A 15119-nucleotide genomic window follows, 5' to 3' on the forward strand; every position below is an offset into this window, starting at 1 on the left:
ATGGCGAGAAGGTCACACCCGTTCCCATCCCGAACACGGAAGTTAAGCTTCTCAGCGCCGATGGTAGTTGGGGGCTCTCCCCCTGCGAGAGTAGGACGTTGCCAGGCAAAGCAAAACAACCTAGGGTATTGAATCCTAGGTTGTTTTTTTGTAAGAAAATGATTAATTTCTAAACATGATGATTACCCGTAAATCAAAATATAGATGAATTAGCAAAATTCGTTGATAAATTTAAAAATTTGTTGATATATTCTAAAAATCCATTGATTAATCAGCAAATCGATTGATAAACAGTAAAAAGTCATTGATAAAACCAAAAAAGTCATTGATAAATCACAAAATTATATGTTCAACAATAATGATAAGAAACCAGCTGTTTGAATGGACAGCAAGAAATAAAAGTTACTTGTAAATTTTCCACTTGAAAGGTATAGAAAATGAATTGTTTAAAAGGCTGGTTATAAAAACCGGATTCATTTATTTTTAAACTTTCCTTCTTAAGTTTTTCACTCGCAGTAGGATATACTAAATAAAGTGAAAAATTACCATGAGCCTTTCTCCTGCCAACCCTTCGCAAACAGAAATAAGTTTAGTAAAATTAGAAGTCAATGTTCTTTTGCGATATTGAACGGGAGTAGTAAAGGAGGGTTTAGATTGTTGGAAAATGGCTTGGTGATGGTGGCGATTATTTTAATAATTAATGTGGTCTATGTATCATTCTTTACGATTCGGATGATTCTAACTCTTAAAGGCCAACGGTATTTTGCTGCTGTCATAAGCATGTTTGAAGTGTTGATTTATGTGGTCGGTTTAGGACTGGTTCTTGAAAATTTAAATGAAATTCAAAATTTAATTGCATATGCGGTCGGGTATGGCATAGGTGTCATAGTTGGAATGAAGCTTGAAGAAAAACTGGCTTTAGGATATATCACGGTTAATGTCATTACAACGGAAGAAGCCAAAGATTTGCCAAATGCATTACGTAAAGAAGGGTTTGGGGTAACGCATTGGATGGCAAATGGCAGGGAAGGAGACCGCCTGGCTATGCAAATTCTTACCCCGCGAAAGTATGAACTTCGTCTTTATCAAACGATAAAAGAGCTAGATCCAAAAGCCTTTATTATTTCATATGAACCGAAGACGATTTACGGGGGATTTTGGGTGAAAAGTGTGCGTAAAGGAAAATTAGGAAATGAGTAAATCCAAAAAAAAGAAATGGTTTACAGTACTAGAAAATGAAACGGTTGATGATTGCCTAAAGCGGATGGCCGCTGAAGGATATGTACCGATTCGGCGGATGGAAAAGCCGATTTTTGAGGAAATCTTTGAAAATGGCAATAAAGTGGTGAAACCGGTGAATCAAGAAATCCAGTTTCAAGGTGAACTAGCAGATCAATAAAGAGAGAACGGCTGTGTCACCATTAAAAATGGCTGAACAGCCGTTTCATGTCGTGGAAATTACTGCCTGGCTCGTCTTCTTGACCTGTGAATATAGACAAAAAGCAAAGCTACAATTCCGCCTATTATAGAAATTAATACAAAGGACATATCCATTAAATACTCCCAAAACATTTGATAACATCCCCTTATTTAGAATAAGTCTGTCCAATGTTAAATCCAGCTAATTTCAACTGTTTTAAATGACATAGTCTTCTTGCTTATCCCTCTCATTTCCAGCTTGCACTCCATTTTTAATAAGCTCGGTGACTGGACAATAGCGAACGATTCCTTCTCCAACCTTCATTGCAGCTAAAAGAGCAACGATTAAATAAGACTCTCTCCATGGCTGTTTCACTAATTTTGCTGTTACCCATGATAATAGGGTTAAACCGCAGGTGATGCGAACAAGTGCATTAAGAATACCGATATTTGGCTTAATTTGAAACATAGTCGTTCACCTTCCTTAATTTAGAAGAAATTTCTTTTCTTTAATGCGTTAATATTCAAAATATGATAGTATATGACTAAAGCTATAAGCCAAAAGGGGGAGAAGAAAGAAAATGTATCAAACTTACAACTGGAGAATTAAGCAACAAAGAGAACATACCTCTATCATTGATGGATTGAAATCCCCCACCCTTTTATTAAAAAACGCTCGGTATTTGCATCCATATTTTAGAAAATGGTTAAGCGGTCATATATGGATTTATCAGGACCGTATTGTTTATGTTGGAGATAAAATGCCTGAACGCATAGAAGAATGTGAAGTAATAGACTGTACGGATTCACTGCTTGTTCCAGGATATATTGAACCTCATGCACATCCTTTTCAAGTTTATAATCCCCTTTCCCTAACTAACTATGCATCACAAACAGGGACGACAACATTGATAAATGACAGTCTTAATCTGGTTTTATTGAACGATAAAAAGAAAGCGTTTTCTTTGCTTGATGAATTTAAAAAACTGCCAGTTTCCATGTATTGGTGGTGTCGTTTTGATTCACAAACCGAGCTTTTTAGAGAAGAAACTATTTTCTCTCATGAAACGGTTCAGGCATGGATTGAGAGAGAAGATGTGATTCAAGGTGGGGAGTTAACGAGTTGGCCACGATTAATGGCAGGCGATGATTCATTGCTGCATTGGATACAAGAGATAAAAAGGAATAGAAAAAGAATAGAAGGACATTTCCCAGGTGCTTCTGAAAAAACCTTGGTGAAGCTCAAATTACTTGGTGCTGATGCCGACCATGAGTCTATGACCGGACAGGAGGTATGGAATCGACTCCAGCATGGGTATGCTGTCGCTCTTCGATATTCCTCAATCCGTCCTGATCTGCCCATTCTATTAAGGGAAATGAAAGAATTAGGCATTGAACATTTTGACCAAGTATTTTTTACAACGGATGGATCAACCCCAAGCTTTTATAAAGAGGGAATGATAGACCTAATGATCAAAATGGCTCTTGAAGAGGGAATCCCTCCAATCGAGGCCTATTTGATGGCGAGCTTTAATGTCGCACGATACTATCAAATTGATGACCTTTATGGAAGTATTACAACTGGCCGTGTGGCAAATATCAACTTCCTTCATGATGAAAATGATCCGACACCTCATTCGGTTTTAGCTAAGGGCAAGTGGGTAAAGCGACATGGTGAGAATACATTTGGAGATTACTCGATTAGCTGGTCAAAATATGGGCTAAAACCATATGAGAGTAATTGGGAACTGACAATGGATGACCTTCAATTTTCGATGGCTATGGGGATTGAAATGATCAATGCAGTCATCACCAAGCCCTATTCAGCTAACCTAGATTTATCAGTTGATAGCCTTTCCCATGACCATGATCAATGTTTCTTTATGCTTGTGGACAGAAAAGGCAGATGGAAAGTCAATACCGTTTTAAAAGGTTTTGCTGATAAGATTGGCGGTTTTGCTTCAAGTTTTTCGATAAGCGGGGATCTTGTTGTAATAGGCAAAAATAAAACAGATATGCTGCTTGCATGCAGAAGACTGAAAGAGCTTGGCGGCGGAATCGTATTAACGGAAAACGGCAAGGTGCTTCATGAGATTCCTCTTACTTTAAATGGTGTCATTTCTGATAAACCGATGGAAGAAGTTATGGAGGAAGAAACGAAGCTTAAAGTTTTATTAGAGGAGAGAGGATATAAATTCGGAGATCCAATCTATACCTTATTATTCTTCTCATCTACTCATCTCCCATATATTCGGATTACGCAGCAAGGATTATTTGATGTTATGAAAAAAATGGTACTCTTCCCGAGCGTAATGCGTTAAAATAGTAATAATGAAAAACTTTACAGAACTAAAATGTTTTTTGCTGCGCCTAGAACACAGACACCGAAGATGAAGGCAAAAATGCAAAAAATCAACTTAGGGGTGTATAAAGGTGTTATGGAAAAAGATGGCTGCAGGAATTGCCATAGGGGTTGGATTTTTACTTGCCGGATGCAGTAAAGATGAGGCTGGTCCGGATGAGGAAGCCTCTCCCCCCGCCCAACAGGAGGAGTCCGAAAATACATCAGATCACGAAGCAAAAGAATATGCATTTCACTACCCTCTAACAGGGCTTGGGACTGATGAAGAAATTAAGGGTCGTTCTGTTGCCGTTATGATTAACAATGATATTCGTGCACGCCCGCAGACGGGTTTGCCTGAAGCGGATCTTGTCTACGAAATTTTGACAGAAGGAAACATCACTAGATTTTTAGCAATTTTCCAAAGTGACCAGCCGAATGAAGTGGGACCTGTTCGCAGTGCGAGAGATTATTTCATGGATATTGCAAAAGGATTCAATAGCTTATATATTGCTCATGGCTTTAGTACAGAAGCAAAAGTTCTGTCTGACAATGGGTATGTCGATAATATTAATGGGATGTATTATGATGGGACTTTGTTTTATCGCTCCTCAGAAAGACGGGCTCCCCATAATTCTTATATAACCTTTGAGAATATTGCGCAAGGTGCAGAAGATCTTGGGTATGATATGGCAGAACTGCCTCCAGGTCTGTCCTTTATGACTGATGCGGAGGAAGACGCAATCAGCGGGGAAACAGCTAAGAATTTAATGGTATCTTATAATTCACCGCTTTATGACGTAATTTATGAATATGATCTGGATTCAGAAAAGTACAAGAGATTTACAAATGGTGAACAAACGGTTGATTATCAGACTGGGGAACCGGTACTGATTGATAATATTGTGATTTTGGAAGCACCTCATCAGATAGCTGATAATAAGGGCAGAAGAGATATAGATTTTAGCTCTGGCGGTGAGGCTTATTTAGTCCAAAAAGGAAAATGGAAGAAAATCGAATGGAAAAATGTCGATGGGCGCATCCTTCCCTATGAAAATGGGCAGCCAGCCAAGCTAGTTAAAGGGAAAACATGGATCAATGTTGTTCCCGATAATCCAGGATTAATGCAATCCGTATCTTTTGAAGCGATTACTTCTTAAAAGAAGGAGAACGAATATGCAAATAGATAAACTTAGAGGAAGAGAATTAGATCAATTATTTAAAGCTGTGCTTTCTTTAAAGGATCTAGAAGAATGCTACCGCTTTTTTGATGACCTTTGTACAGTGAATGAGATTCAATCTCTAGCACAAAGATTAGAGGTAGCGAGAATGCTGCAAGAAGGAAAAACGTATCACAAAATTGAAACAGAGACTGGCGCAAGCACAGCTACGATTTCAAGGGTGAAACGCTGTTTAAACTATGGAAACGATGCATATGTCATGGCATTAAACCGAATTAAGGAACAAGAAGAAACAAATTCATAAAACAGGAGGCCCGTCATCATTGTTTGACGGGCTTTTTTTCTTACATTTGGCAAATTGGAGATTGCTTTAGTCATAGGACAGACAATGGTATAATGACTTCATGTGAGCAGAAACGGGGGCATATTCATGTATAACATTCGTGAATGGCGACATGTTTTTAAACTCGATCCTAATAAAGCGATTAGTGATGAGCAGCTTGAGTCCGTATGTGAATCGGGGACTGATTCTATCCTGGTAGGCGGGACAGATGGGGTCACCCTTGATAATACATTAAATCTGTTAGCCAGAATTCGCAGATTTTCAGTTCCGTGTGTTTTAGAAATTTCCAACTTAGAATCGATTACGCCTGGGTTCGATTTTTTCTTTGTTCCTACAGTTTTGAATAGCACTAATCCTAAATGGATGACTGACTTACATAGAGAAGCAGTCAAAAGCTATGGTGAATTTATCAACTGGGATGAAATGCTGGTGGAAGGCTATTGTATGCTTAATCCTGATAGTAAAGCGTTTCAGGCAACTGATTCTAAGCTGATTGATAATGAAGATGTTCTGGCATATGCGATGATCGCTGAAAAAATGTTTCATTTGCCGATTTTTTATATCGAGTATAGCGGAATGTACGGGGACCCTGCATTGGTCAGACAGGTCTATCAGAAATTAGAGAACACCTTGCTATTTTACGGCGGGGGAATTGAAAATTCTGCACAGGCTAAGGAGATGGCAGAACGAGCTGATGTGATCGTAGTTGGGAATCTTATTTACGAAAATACGGAAGCTGCTCTGCAAACTGTGAACGCTGTGAAAACCACTCAAAAACTTGAAAAAAGGAAAGCATTCAACTGAGTGTTTCGGTATGATATAGTTAAGCAATAGAACAAATGTTCCTTTAATTGGAGGAAGAATAGATGCAATTTTTAACGAATCGACTGTTAGAAGGTTTGAACGAGCAACAAAAGCTGGCGGTCAAAACAACAGAAGGGCCTTTATTAATTATGGCCGGGGCCGGCAGTGGGAAAACAAGAGTTTTAACCCATCGCATCGGTTATTTACTTGTGGAAAAAGCGGTAAACCCCTACAACATTTTAGCTATTACATTTACGAATAAAGCAGCTCGTGAAATGAAAGAAAGATTACAAAAAATCGTGGCATCAGCTGCTGATGAAATGTGGATTTCAACCTTTCACTCTATGTGTGTCCGCATTCTTCGCCGTGATATTGACCGCATCGGCTATAACCGGAATTTTTCAATTTTGGATACAACAGATCAGCTCTCTGTTCTTAAGGGAGTTCTAAAAGATTTAAATATTGATTCGAAAAAGTTTGATCCAAGAATGCTGCTTGGATCGATTTCATCAGCGAAAAATGAACTGATTGACGTCGAAACCTTTGAACAAAAACAGGGTAGCTACTACGACGAACTGGTGGCAAAGGTTTATAAGGAGTATCAAAAGCGGCTTCGAAAAAATCATGCGCTGGATTTCGATGATTTAATTATGATGACGATTAAGCTATTTGACCGTGTACCTGAGGTTTTAGAATATTATCAGCGTAAGTTTCAGTATATCCATGTTGATGAGTACCAGGATACCAACCGTGCTCAATATATGCTGGTAAAAAGATTAGCCCAGAAGTTTGAAAATCTTTGTGTGGTCGGAGATTCGGATCAGTCGATTTATCGCTGGCGCGGTGCAGATATCGCAAATATTTTATCCTTTGAAAAGGACTATCCGAAGGCAAAGGTCATTTTACTAGAACAAAATTACCGTTCGACAAAGAGAATCCTTGAGGCTGCCAATGCGGTTATTGCGAACAATCTTAATCGGAAGCCCAAAAATCTTTGGACTGAAAATAGTGAAGGGAATAAAATTGTTTATTATAAAGCCCTTAATGAGCAGGGCGAGGCCCAATTTGTTGCCGGTAAAATTAATGAACTAATAAAGTCAGGCCAGTATTCGAGTTCTGATATTGCTATCTTATACAGAACGAATGCTCAGTCGCGTGTGATGGAGGAAGTACTTTTAAAATCAAACATTTCTTATTCCATTGTAGGCGGAACAAAGTTCTACGATCGGAAAGAGATTAAGGATATTTTGGCCTATTTACGTTTAATTTCAAATCCGGATGATGATATAAGTCTCGAGAGAATTATCAATGTCCCGAAACGAGGAATTGGTGCCAGTTCTATTGATAAAATCGCTAATTACGCGGCAGAACGTGACATGAGTTTGTATCAGGCGTTAGGCGAAGTTGATTTTATTGGTCTTTCCCCGAAGATTACGCAGGCTGCGGCGGATTTTCATCAATTTATCAGACAGTTTTCCAACATGCAGGACTATTTATCGGTAACAGAACTAACGGAAGAGGTTATTCAAAAGACAGGGTACGAGGAAATGCTTAAAGCAGAAAATTCACTTGAAGCCCAAAGCCGCTTAGAAAACCTGGAAGAATTTTTATCTGTAACAAAAAGCTTTGAAGAAAGAAACGAAGACGATAAGAGTTTGATTGCCTTTTTAACCGATTTAGCTTTGGTAGCGGACATTGACCGCTTGGATGAACAGGACACGAACGAAGGCAACGTTACGTTAATGACGCTACATTCAGCTAAAGGTCTTGAATTTCCTGTTGTCTTTCTCCTTGGTATGGAGGAAGGCGTCTTTCCTCATAGCCGATCCCTTATGGAAGAAGACGAAATGGAGGAAGAACGGCGCTTGGCATACGTTGGTATAACACGGGCTGAGGAGCAGCTTTATTTAACAAGTGCTGAAATGCGGACGTTATTTGGGAGAACCAACTTTAATCCGGAGAGTCGTTTTATTAAAGAAATCCCGGATGAATTAATCGAACCTTTAAATATCAATGAAAAAACAGGTTCTTCTTATTCAAGTGTATCTAATCATAAAATCAATTCTCCGTTCGCTAAGCCGGTACAAAGACCGCAAAAGACAGGAAATGATGAGCTTGACTGGAAGGTAGGCGACAAGGTCAACCACAAAAAATGGGGTCCCGGCACGGTTGTCAGTGTAAAAGGTGAAGGGGAAGGGAAGGAATTAGATATCGCCTTCCCAAGTCAGGGTGTGAAGCGGCTTTTGGCGACGTTTGCACCGATTGAAAGGGTATAAGGGTTGAAGAAAGCGAGGAGCGTATATGGAGCAGGTACAAGCTGAAAAAAGGGTTAAAGAGCTTCAGGAGCTGTTAAATCAATATAATTATGAATACCATGTTCTTGATAAACCTTCAGTGCCAGACAGTGAATATGACCGTTTATTAAAGGAATTGCTTCAATTGGAAGAACAATACCCTCATTTAAAAACTCCTGATTCCCCTACTCAGCGTGTAGGCGGGGATGTATTGGATGCATTTGAAAAGGTTCAGCACCGGACACCGATGCTAAGCCTTGGAAATGCATTTAACGAAGCAGATTTAAGAGATTTTGACCGCAAAGTCAGACAGGCGGTAGGTGATCGCTTTCAATACGTATGTGAATTAAAAATTGACGGATTAGCTGTATCGCTTCGCTATGAAGACGGTCAATTTGTACAAGGCGCGACCCGGGGAGATGGGACAGTAGGCGAGGACATTACCGCTAATCTGCGTACTATTAAATCCATTCCATTAAAGCTAACGGAGCCTGTATCTATTGAAGTAAGAGGCGAAGCATACATGCCAAAGCGATCATTCCAGACGCTCAACGAAATTAAAGAAGCAAATGGAGAAGAGCCTTTTGCTAACCCTCGGAACGCTGCTGCCGGCTCATTGCGTCAGTTAGATCCGAAAATAGCTGCTTCACGCAATCTGGACATCTTTTTATACGCGATCGGGGATGTTGGCACGACCGGGGTTGAGTCTCATAGTGAAGGCTTGGAACTGCTTGAGAGACTTGGTTTCAAAACGAACAAGGAAAGAAGGATCTGTCCGACGATTGATGATGTGCTGGAGTATGTCAACAGTTGGGTAGAAAAGCGGAATTCATTAGCCTATGAAATCGATGGTATCGTGATAAAAGTAGATTCTCTTCAGCAGCAAGAGGAACTCGGAACCACTGCGAAAAGTCCGCGCTGGGCCATTGCCTATAAGTTTCCGGCCGAAGAGGTTGTCACCAGGCTAATCGATATAGAATTAACTGTAGGAAGAACAGGGGTGGTAACACCCACCGCTATTTTAGAGCCTGTTAAAGTAGCGGGTACAACTGTAAAACGGGCTTCTCTTCACAATGAGGACCTGATCCGTGAGAAGGACATAAAAATAGGAGATTATGTGGTCATTAAAAAAGCGGGTGACATCATTCCGGAGGTCGTTAAAGTATTAGCTGAAAAAAGAACAGGTGAAGAAAAATCATTTTCAATGCCTAAAGAATGTCCGGAATGCGGCAGTGAACTTGTCCATTTAGACGGAGAAGTAGCCGTGCGCTGTATCAATCCAAAATGTCCTGCACAGATCCGGGAAGGCCTTATTCACTTTGTATCTAGAGATGCGATGAATATTGACGGTCTCGGTGAAAAAGTAATTACCCAGTTATTTAAAGAAAATTTAATAGAAGATGTAGCGGATATTTATCGTCTTCAATTTGAGCAGCTTGTCAATCTGGAAAGAATGGGTGAAAAATCAGCACAGAACTTACTGGATGCAATTGAAAAATCAAAGGAAAACTCGCTGGAAAAGCTTTTATTTGGCTTAGGCATACGTCATGTAGGAGCTAAAGCCGCCAAAATATTGGCGCAAGAGTTTGGCACGATGGATCAATTGAGACAGGCAACTGTGGAGCAATTACGCAACATCAACGAAATTGGCGAAAAAATGGCTGATTCGATTCATACCTATTTTCATTTAGAGGAAGCCATAGAGGTGATTGAGGAATTAAAATCACTAGGAGTTAATATGGAATATAAGGGGCCAAGGAAATTAGCGCTTGAAGATGTAGATTCTTATTTTGCCGGAAAAACGATAGTTCTTACAGGAAAGTTATCACAGCTTTCTCGGGATGAAGCGAAAGAAAAGATTGAACTATACGGAGGAAAGGTAACCGGAAGTGTCAGTAAAAAGACAGATCTAGTCATTGCAGGAGAGGATGCCGGTTCTAAACTCACAAAAGCAGAACAATTAGGCATCGAAGTTTGGAATGAGGAGAGATTCTTGGAAGAACTTAATCAGTAAGAGGTGTATAACATGAAAAAGCTTGTAACTGTATTCTGTACAAGCATATTATTACTGACCGGCTGTATTCCGAGTCTTGAGAAAGAAGGAGAAGTTGTTCAAGAGGACGCTGTAGATGAGGAAAATAAAACGACAGGGATCATTCCAAGCTACAATATCTCTGACGATTATTACAAAACAATCCTCCCTTTTGAATCCTCTCCCGCACGCGGAATGGTCGTATCCAATCTAAATACGAGAGTAGATATGGATGAATTTGAGCAAGGTTTAATGAGGATCGCGAAAACGAAATATTCGACAGAGGACTATCTGTTTCGCGGCGGACAATATATCAGCCGTGATCTTGTAAGTGCTTGGCTAAAACGGAAGTATACGGATGAACAGGCACAGGCAGCAGGGGTAGAGCCTGAAGACAATATTGGGCTAAACCCGCCGTTAGTGGCAGGAGATGACCCGCATAAAGCTAATAAAAATAGTCCGATTTATTTAGCGCATATCATGGAACATAACTATCTCAAGCGAGTTGATGATGAAACCGTTGAGTTAGGCGGAGTAGTGATTGGTTTAGCTTTAAACTCTGTTCACTATTACCAGACTGAACAATATGGTACCACTTATAATACTAATATTGACCCTGATGTACTGGTACAAGAAGGAAAGAAAATTGCAGCAGAGGTCCTAACCAGACTCAGAGGGATGGAGGAGCTGTCCAAGGTTCCGATTACGATTGCCCTTTTTAAGCAGGAAAAACGAAATTCTGTTGTTCCTGGCAACTTTATTGCTTACACCCATGTAGGTCAAGGGGAAAGCAATATTAAAGAATGGACCAATGTTAATGAGGATTACGTTTTATTTCCGTCAAATGATGCAATGGAGTCCCACCGGGAAGATGCCACTACATTCCTTAACTTTCAAACTGACGTTGAAAGCTACTTCCCTGACTTTAATGGGGTCGTCGGAAAAGCATTTTATGTGAATGATGAGTTAAACTCCATTGACATAGATATCAATATTCAATTTAACGGAGAAGCAGAAGTCATTGGTTTTACCCAATACGTTGCCGGCTTAGTCATGAAATATTTTGGGGAAGAACTTAAAGTTGAGGTCAATGTGCTCTCCGTTAGCGGTCCCGAAGCTCTGATTGTAAAAGATCGGAAGGCTGATGAACCGTATGTGTATATTTACTAAAATGGTACTGGAGATCTGCCGGTCGGCAGGTCTTATTTTTTGGCAGTAAAGCCATGTGGAATGGTTTGAAGCTGTAATCGGTTAAAAATTTTACTTCTGGATATCATCCAGCTATTCCTATTAGGCTATTTTTCCATTCGGAATAATTTGAAGAATAATTTTGATTCATGGTAGAATGGACGTGTAGTGTAAACGGTTTTGTTCAAATACATAAGGAGGGGATTCATATGGTTAAACCTTATCAGCACGAACCTTTCACTGATTTTTCGAATGAAGACAATCAAATTGCCTTTCAGGAAGGTCTGAAATTAGTAGAGAGTTATTTAGGACAAGATTATGATTTAGTCATTAACGGAGAACGAGTTTCAACAGAAGATAAAATTGTTTCTGTGAACCCTGCTAATAAAGAAGAAATCGTTGGAAGAGTTTCTAAAGCCAATAGAGATTTAGCAGAGCAAGCTATGAAAGCGGCAGTTGAAGCTTTTAAAACATGGAGAAAAACAAAGCCAGAAATGAGAGCGGATATTCTGTTCCGTGCTGCTGCGATTGTCAGACGCCGCAAGCATGAGTTTTCTGCACTCTTAGTAAAAGAAGCGGGTAAACCGTGGAACGAAGCAGATGCAGATACGGCGGAAGCAATTGATTTCATGGAATATTACGGACGCCAAATGATTAGTCTAAAAGATGGTGTTCCTGTAAACAGCCGTCCGGGAGAGATTAATCGTTATAACTATATTCCGCTTGGAGTCGGAGTTGTTATTTCTCCGTGGAACTTTGCTTTTGCCATCATGGCAGGAACAACTGTGGCTGCACTCGTTTCAGGGAACACTGTGTTATTAAAACCTGCATCAGCTACACCAGTGGTTGCAGCTAAATTTGTTGAAGTTCTGGAAGAAGCAGGACTGCCAAAGGGTGTACTTAACTACATTCCTGGAAGCGGGTCTGAGGTGGGCGATTATTTAGTCGATCATCCCCATACACGTTTCATCAGCTTCACAGGTTCCCGAGATGTAGGTCTCCGTATTTATGAACGTGCCTCCAAGCTAAATGAAGGCCAAATTTGGCTAAAACGTGTTATTGCCGAAATGGGCGGAAAAGACACGATTGTTGTTGATAAAGAAGCCGATTTAGAATTGGCAGCTCACTCTATTGTGGCGTCTGCCTTTGGCTTCTCAGGTCAAAAATGCTCTGCATGTTCACGTGTAGTTGTGCTTGAGGATGTTTATGACCAAGTATTAAATCGAGTGGTAGAATTAACGAACGCCTTAACAGTAGGTGATCCTGCAAAGAGAGAATCATATATGGGACCAGTTATTGACCAGGCAGCTTATGATAAAATCATGTCCTATATTGAAATTGCCAAGGGTGAAGGCCGAATCGTAGCCGGCGGTGAAGGTGATGATTCAAAAGGATGGTTTATCAAGCCTACTGTGGTCGCAGATGTAGACCGAAATGCGCGTGTGATGAAAGAAGAAATCTTTGGACCTGTTGTTGCTTTTACGAAAGCAAAAGATTTTGATGAAGCTATCGAAATCGCAAATGATACTGAATATGGACTAACAGGAGCTGTTATTTCCAACAACCGTTTAAATATTGAAAAAGCGAGAGAAGATTTCCACGTAGGAAACCTATACTTTAACCGTGGATGTACAGGTGCCATTGTGGGATATCAGCCATTTGGCGGATTCAATATGTCTGGTACCGATTCAAAAGCAGGCGGACCAGATTACCTGCTGCTTCACATGCAGGCCAAAACAACTTCAGAATTGTTATAAGAAATATGAAGGACTGGGACTTGTTTCCAGTCTTTTTTTGTACTTAAAGAAAGTATAAAATTTTAGCAAAGAAGTAAATTCGGCGCAGTCAAAATTTTTTAGGAATACGTGATAAGTGCGGGCTTGCAATCGCCTGCGCCTAGTCTAAAGCGCTAGTCAGTTTTCTTGATCAAAATCGAGGATAAATGAAGCTATTAGACATGAATATTTTGATATTCTACTAGTTAAGAATAAGCGAGAATAGCAATTATTATCAAAAATAAATTTTAAACATCCTCTAAACTTAGTAAGTGAGGTGAGCATAGATGTATAGCGAAGTAACTAGAAACGTTATTTCATTTTTAGAAGAACATTTATTAGAAGAATGGCACTTAGAGGATTATGCAGTTCAAATTGGTTATTCAAAATTTCATTTATCTAGAGTTTTTAAACAAGAAATAGGAATGACCATTGGAGAATATATTCGTAAACGTCGATTAGCAACAGCTGCGAAGTACTTATTATATTCAGATGAATCTATAATTCAGATTGCTTTTGAATTGCAATTTCAATCCCAAGAAGCTTTTACTCGTTCTTTTAAAGAAGTATATCAGATGCCACCAGGAAAATATCGCAAATTGATGCGAACATTGCAAAGAACGGAGGAAGAATATATGGGTGAACAAAAATTGATTAAAGGGTGGGTTTTAAGTGGCTCACACCCAAGCTTTTATGAAATGAAAGCTGACAGTCAAGTATTTCACACGGGAACAAGTTCAGGATTACTTGCATCTATAGGGCAAGCAGGGGAAGGACAATTTGGTACAATGATGCAAAGTTTTTCGGCAGAAAAGTGGAAAGGAAAACGTATGAAAGTTTCCTGTTTCTTAAAAACTGAAGAAGTTGTGAAGTGTGGGGCATGGTGCCGAATTGATAATGCCTCTAGTGATATGATTCAGTTTGATAATATGGACAATCGTTCAATCCAAGGTACAACCGATTGGAATTATTATTCGATTGTGTTAGATGTGCCTGAAGAAAGTGTTTCAATACACTTTGGTGTTTTATTAATTGGAACAGGAAAGGTGTGGGCAGATGGATTTGTTTTTGAAGAGGTAGATCAGACTGTTCCATCCACAAATATGCTCGCACAAGGGAAATTACCATTAGAACCAATTAATTTAGGATTTGATGAAATTTGATCATTCTCGATTTAGTGTTTGACGTATTTATTGCTATTTATACTTCGCTTGGATTTGGAACAAAGGAATATAAGATTCAAACGAAGATGGAAAAGGCAGGTAAACGATATCCGATATTGTTAAATATTTATCAAAACAACCAAGAACTGTTTGAAACAGACGATTACTTAGGAAATTTAGTTTTAAATTTAAATTTGAAAAATGAAGATGCAACGAAAGAATTTGTATCAACCATCCAACAATATTTTAACAAGTAACTATATTGTTGGGAGTATGTTTTTTTATTATTCGCTTTCTAACAATTAAACAACTTTATAGTTTTAGAAAGTTTAAATAAAAGAATAACGATGTTTTTAAGCAACATTTGGAACCATCTATCCTTCAGGCTGATAGATGGTTCCTGTACTTGTAGCTCTAAACACCAGTCTTTATTTTAGCGTCACTAGCAATTATTGTATTTAGTTTTGTGGGAAAAGGCCCAAAGAAAGGGATGAAACAAGAAACAAGAATTTGCCCAGGCCATTTATCAGGCAAAAAAAATGAAGGGGGAAGAGGCTGGTTTTTTATGAAGAGCCAGCC

At 39.3% G+C, this 15119-nt stretch carries 14 protein-coding genes and 1 rRNA gene; 13 read left to right on the top strand and 2 right to left on the bottom strand.

What is annotated here, in order from left to right:
- The 3 genes from rrf to MLE14_RS16440 form a co-directional block, all read left to right on the top strand.
- A 5S ribosomal RNA gene (gene rrf, locus MLE14_RS16430) occupies window positions 1-107 on the top strand; the annotation flags it as partial.
- 547 nt (window positions 108-654) lie between these two features.
- Window positions 655-1200, top strand: a complete 546-nt coding sequence (locus MLE14_RS16435; protein ID WP_243299501.1) for a DUF2179 domain-containing protein — start codon at window positions 655-657, stop codon at window positions 1198-1200.
- Window positions 1193-1399, top strand: a complete 207-nt coding sequence (locus tag MLE14_RS16440) for an NETI motif-containing protein (RefSeq protein WP_243299502.1) — start codon at window positions 1193-1195, stop codon at window positions 1397-1399. Before MLE14_RS16435 ends, MLE14_RS16440 begins: the two co-directional genes overlap by 8 nt.
- Before the next feature lie 59 nt (window positions 1400-1458).
- On the opposite strand, the gene MLE14_RS22770 is transcribed toward MLE14_RS16440, so the two are convergent.
- A complete protein-coding gene (locus tag MLE14_RS22770; protein ID WP_390629060.1) occupies window positions 1459-1572 on the bottom strand; it encodes an EYxxD motif small membrane protein in 114 nt (37 codons plus the stop codon).
- Window positions 1573-1636: 64 nt separating this feature from the next.
- Entirely contained in the window at window positions 1637-1888 is a 252-nt protein-coding gene (locus MLE14_RS16445) for a YgaP family membrane protein (RefSeq protein WP_243299503.1), read from the bottom strand.
- A gap of 112 nt (window positions 1889-2000) precedes the next feature.
- Here MLE14_RS16445 and MLE14_RS16450 point away from each other — a divergent pair, with 112 nt between their 5' ends.
- The 10 genes from MLE14_RS16450 (at window position 2001) to MLE14_RS16495 (ending at window position 14797) form a co-directional block, all read left to right on the top strand.
- Complete coding sequence (locus MLE14_RS16450; protein WP_243299504.1) at window positions 2001-3740, top strand: adenine deaminase C-terminal domain-containing protein; 1740 nt, start codon at window positions 2001-2003, stop codon at window positions 3738-3740.
- 112 nt (window positions 3741-3852) lie between these two features.
- On the top strand, window positions 3853-4920 hold the full coding sequence (locus tag MLE14_RS16455) for a DUF3048 domain-containing protein (protein WP_243299505.1): 1068 nt from the start codon (window positions 3853-3855) through the stop codon (window positions 4918-4920).
- Window positions 4921-4936: 16 nt separating this feature from the next.
- Window positions 4937-5245 (top strand): YerC/YecD family TrpR-related protein, encoded by a 309-nt coding sequence (locus MLE14_RS16460; RefSeq protein WP_243299506.1) that lies wholly within the window; start codon window positions 4937-4939, stop codon window positions 5243-5245.
- 126 nt (window positions 5246-5371) lie between these two features.
- Window positions 5372-6088: a heptaprenylglyceryl phosphate synthase gene (locus MLE14_RS16465; RefSeq protein ID WP_243299507.1), complete on the top strand. Its 717-nt coding sequence runs from the start codon at window positions 5372-5374 to the stop codon at window positions 6086-6088.
- A 62-nt stretch (window positions 6089-6150) separates the two neighbouring features.
- Complete coding sequence (gene pcrA / locus MLE14_RS16470; protein WP_243299508.1) at window positions 6151-8364, top strand: DNA helicase PcrA; 2214 nt, start codon at window positions 6151-6153, stop codon at window positions 8362-8364.
- A 25-nt stretch (window positions 8365-8389) separates the two neighbouring features.
- Window positions 8390-10396 carry an NAD-dependent DNA ligase LigA gene (gene ligA, locus MLE14_RS16475; protein ID WP_243299509.1) on the top strand — a complete coding sequence of 669 codons (2007 nt, stop codon included), beginning with the start codon at window positions 8390-8392 and terminating at the stop codon, window positions 10394-10396.
- Between the two features lie 12 nt (window positions 10397-10408).
- Entirely contained in the window at window positions 10409-11584 is a 1176-nt protein-coding gene (locus MLE14_RS16480; RefSeq protein WP_243299510.1) for a CamS family sex pheromone protein, read from the top strand.
- A gap of 227 nt (window positions 11585-11811) precedes the next feature.
- Complete coding sequence (gene pruA / locus MLE14_RS16485) at window positions 11812-13359, top strand: L-glutamate gamma-semialdehyde dehydrogenase (RefSeq protein ID WP_243299511.1); 1548 nt, start codon at window positions 11812-11814, stop codon at window positions 13357-13359.
- Window positions 13360-13664: 305 nt separating this feature from the next.
- Window positions 13665-14540, top strand: a complete 876-nt coding sequence (locus MLE14_RS16490) for a helix-turn-helix transcriptional regulator (RefSeq protein ID WP_243299512.1) — start codon at window positions 13665-13667, stop codon at window positions 14538-14540.
- A complete protein-coding gene (locus tag MLE14_RS16495) occupies window positions 14537-14797 on the top strand; it encodes a hypothetical protein (RefSeq protein ID WP_243299513.1) in 261 nt (86 codons plus the stop codon). The genes MLE14_RS16490 and MLE14_RS16495 overlap by 4 nt, the downstream gene beginning before the upstream one ends.
- Window positions 14798-15119: the final 322 nt, after the last annotated feature.

Source organism: Bacillus litorisediminis (assembly GCF_022808645.1).
Lineage (GTDB): Bacteria > Bacillota > Bacilli > Bacillales > JC228 > Bacillus_BF > Bacillus_BF litorisediminis.

Bases quoted from the DNA above. Each gene is read 5' to 3' on its own strand.
- pruA (WP_243299511.1), top strand. From the start codon at position 11,812: ATGGTTAAACCTTATCAGCACGAACCTTTCACTGATTTTTCGAATGAA.
- MLE14_RS22770 (WP_390629060.1), bottom strand. From the start codon at position 1,572: ATGTTTTGGGAGTATTTAATGGATATGTCCTTTGTATTAATTTCTATA.
- MLE14_RS16440 (WP_243299502.1), top strand. From the start codon at position 1,193: ATGAGTAAATCCAAAAAAAAGAAATGGTTTACAGTACTAGAAAATGAA.
- MLE14_RS16445 (WP_243299503.1), bottom strand. From the start codon at position 1,888: ATGTTTCAAATTAAGCCAAATATCGGTATTCTTAATGCACTTGTTCGC.
- MLE14_RS16465 (WP_243299507.1), top strand. From the start codon at position 5,372: ATGTATAACATTCGTGAATGGCGACATGTTTTTAAACTCGATCCTAAT.
- pcrA (WP_243299508.1), top strand. From the start codon at position 6,151: ATGCAATTTTTAACGAATCGACTGTTAGAAGGTTTGAACGAGCAACAA.
- MLE14_RS16480 (WP_243299510.1), top strand. From the start codon at position 10,409: ATGAAAAAGCTTGTAACTGTATTCTGTACAAGCATATTATTACTGACC.
- ligA (WP_243299509.1), top strand. From the start codon at position 8,390: ATGGAGCAGGTACAAGCTGAAAAAAGGGTTAAAGAGCTTCAGGAGCTG.
- MLE14_RS16490 (WP_243299512.1), top strand. From the start codon at position 13,665: ATGTATAGCGAAGTAACTAGAAACGTTATTTCATTTTTAGAAGAACAT.
- MLE14_RS16460 (WP_243299506.1), top strand. From the start codon at position 4,937: ATGCAAATAGATAAACTTAGAGGAAGAGAATTAGATCAATTATTTAAA.
- MLE14_RS16450 (WP_243299504.1), top strand. From the start codon at position 2,001: ATGTATCAAACTTACAACTGGAGAATTAAGCAACAAAGAGAACATACC.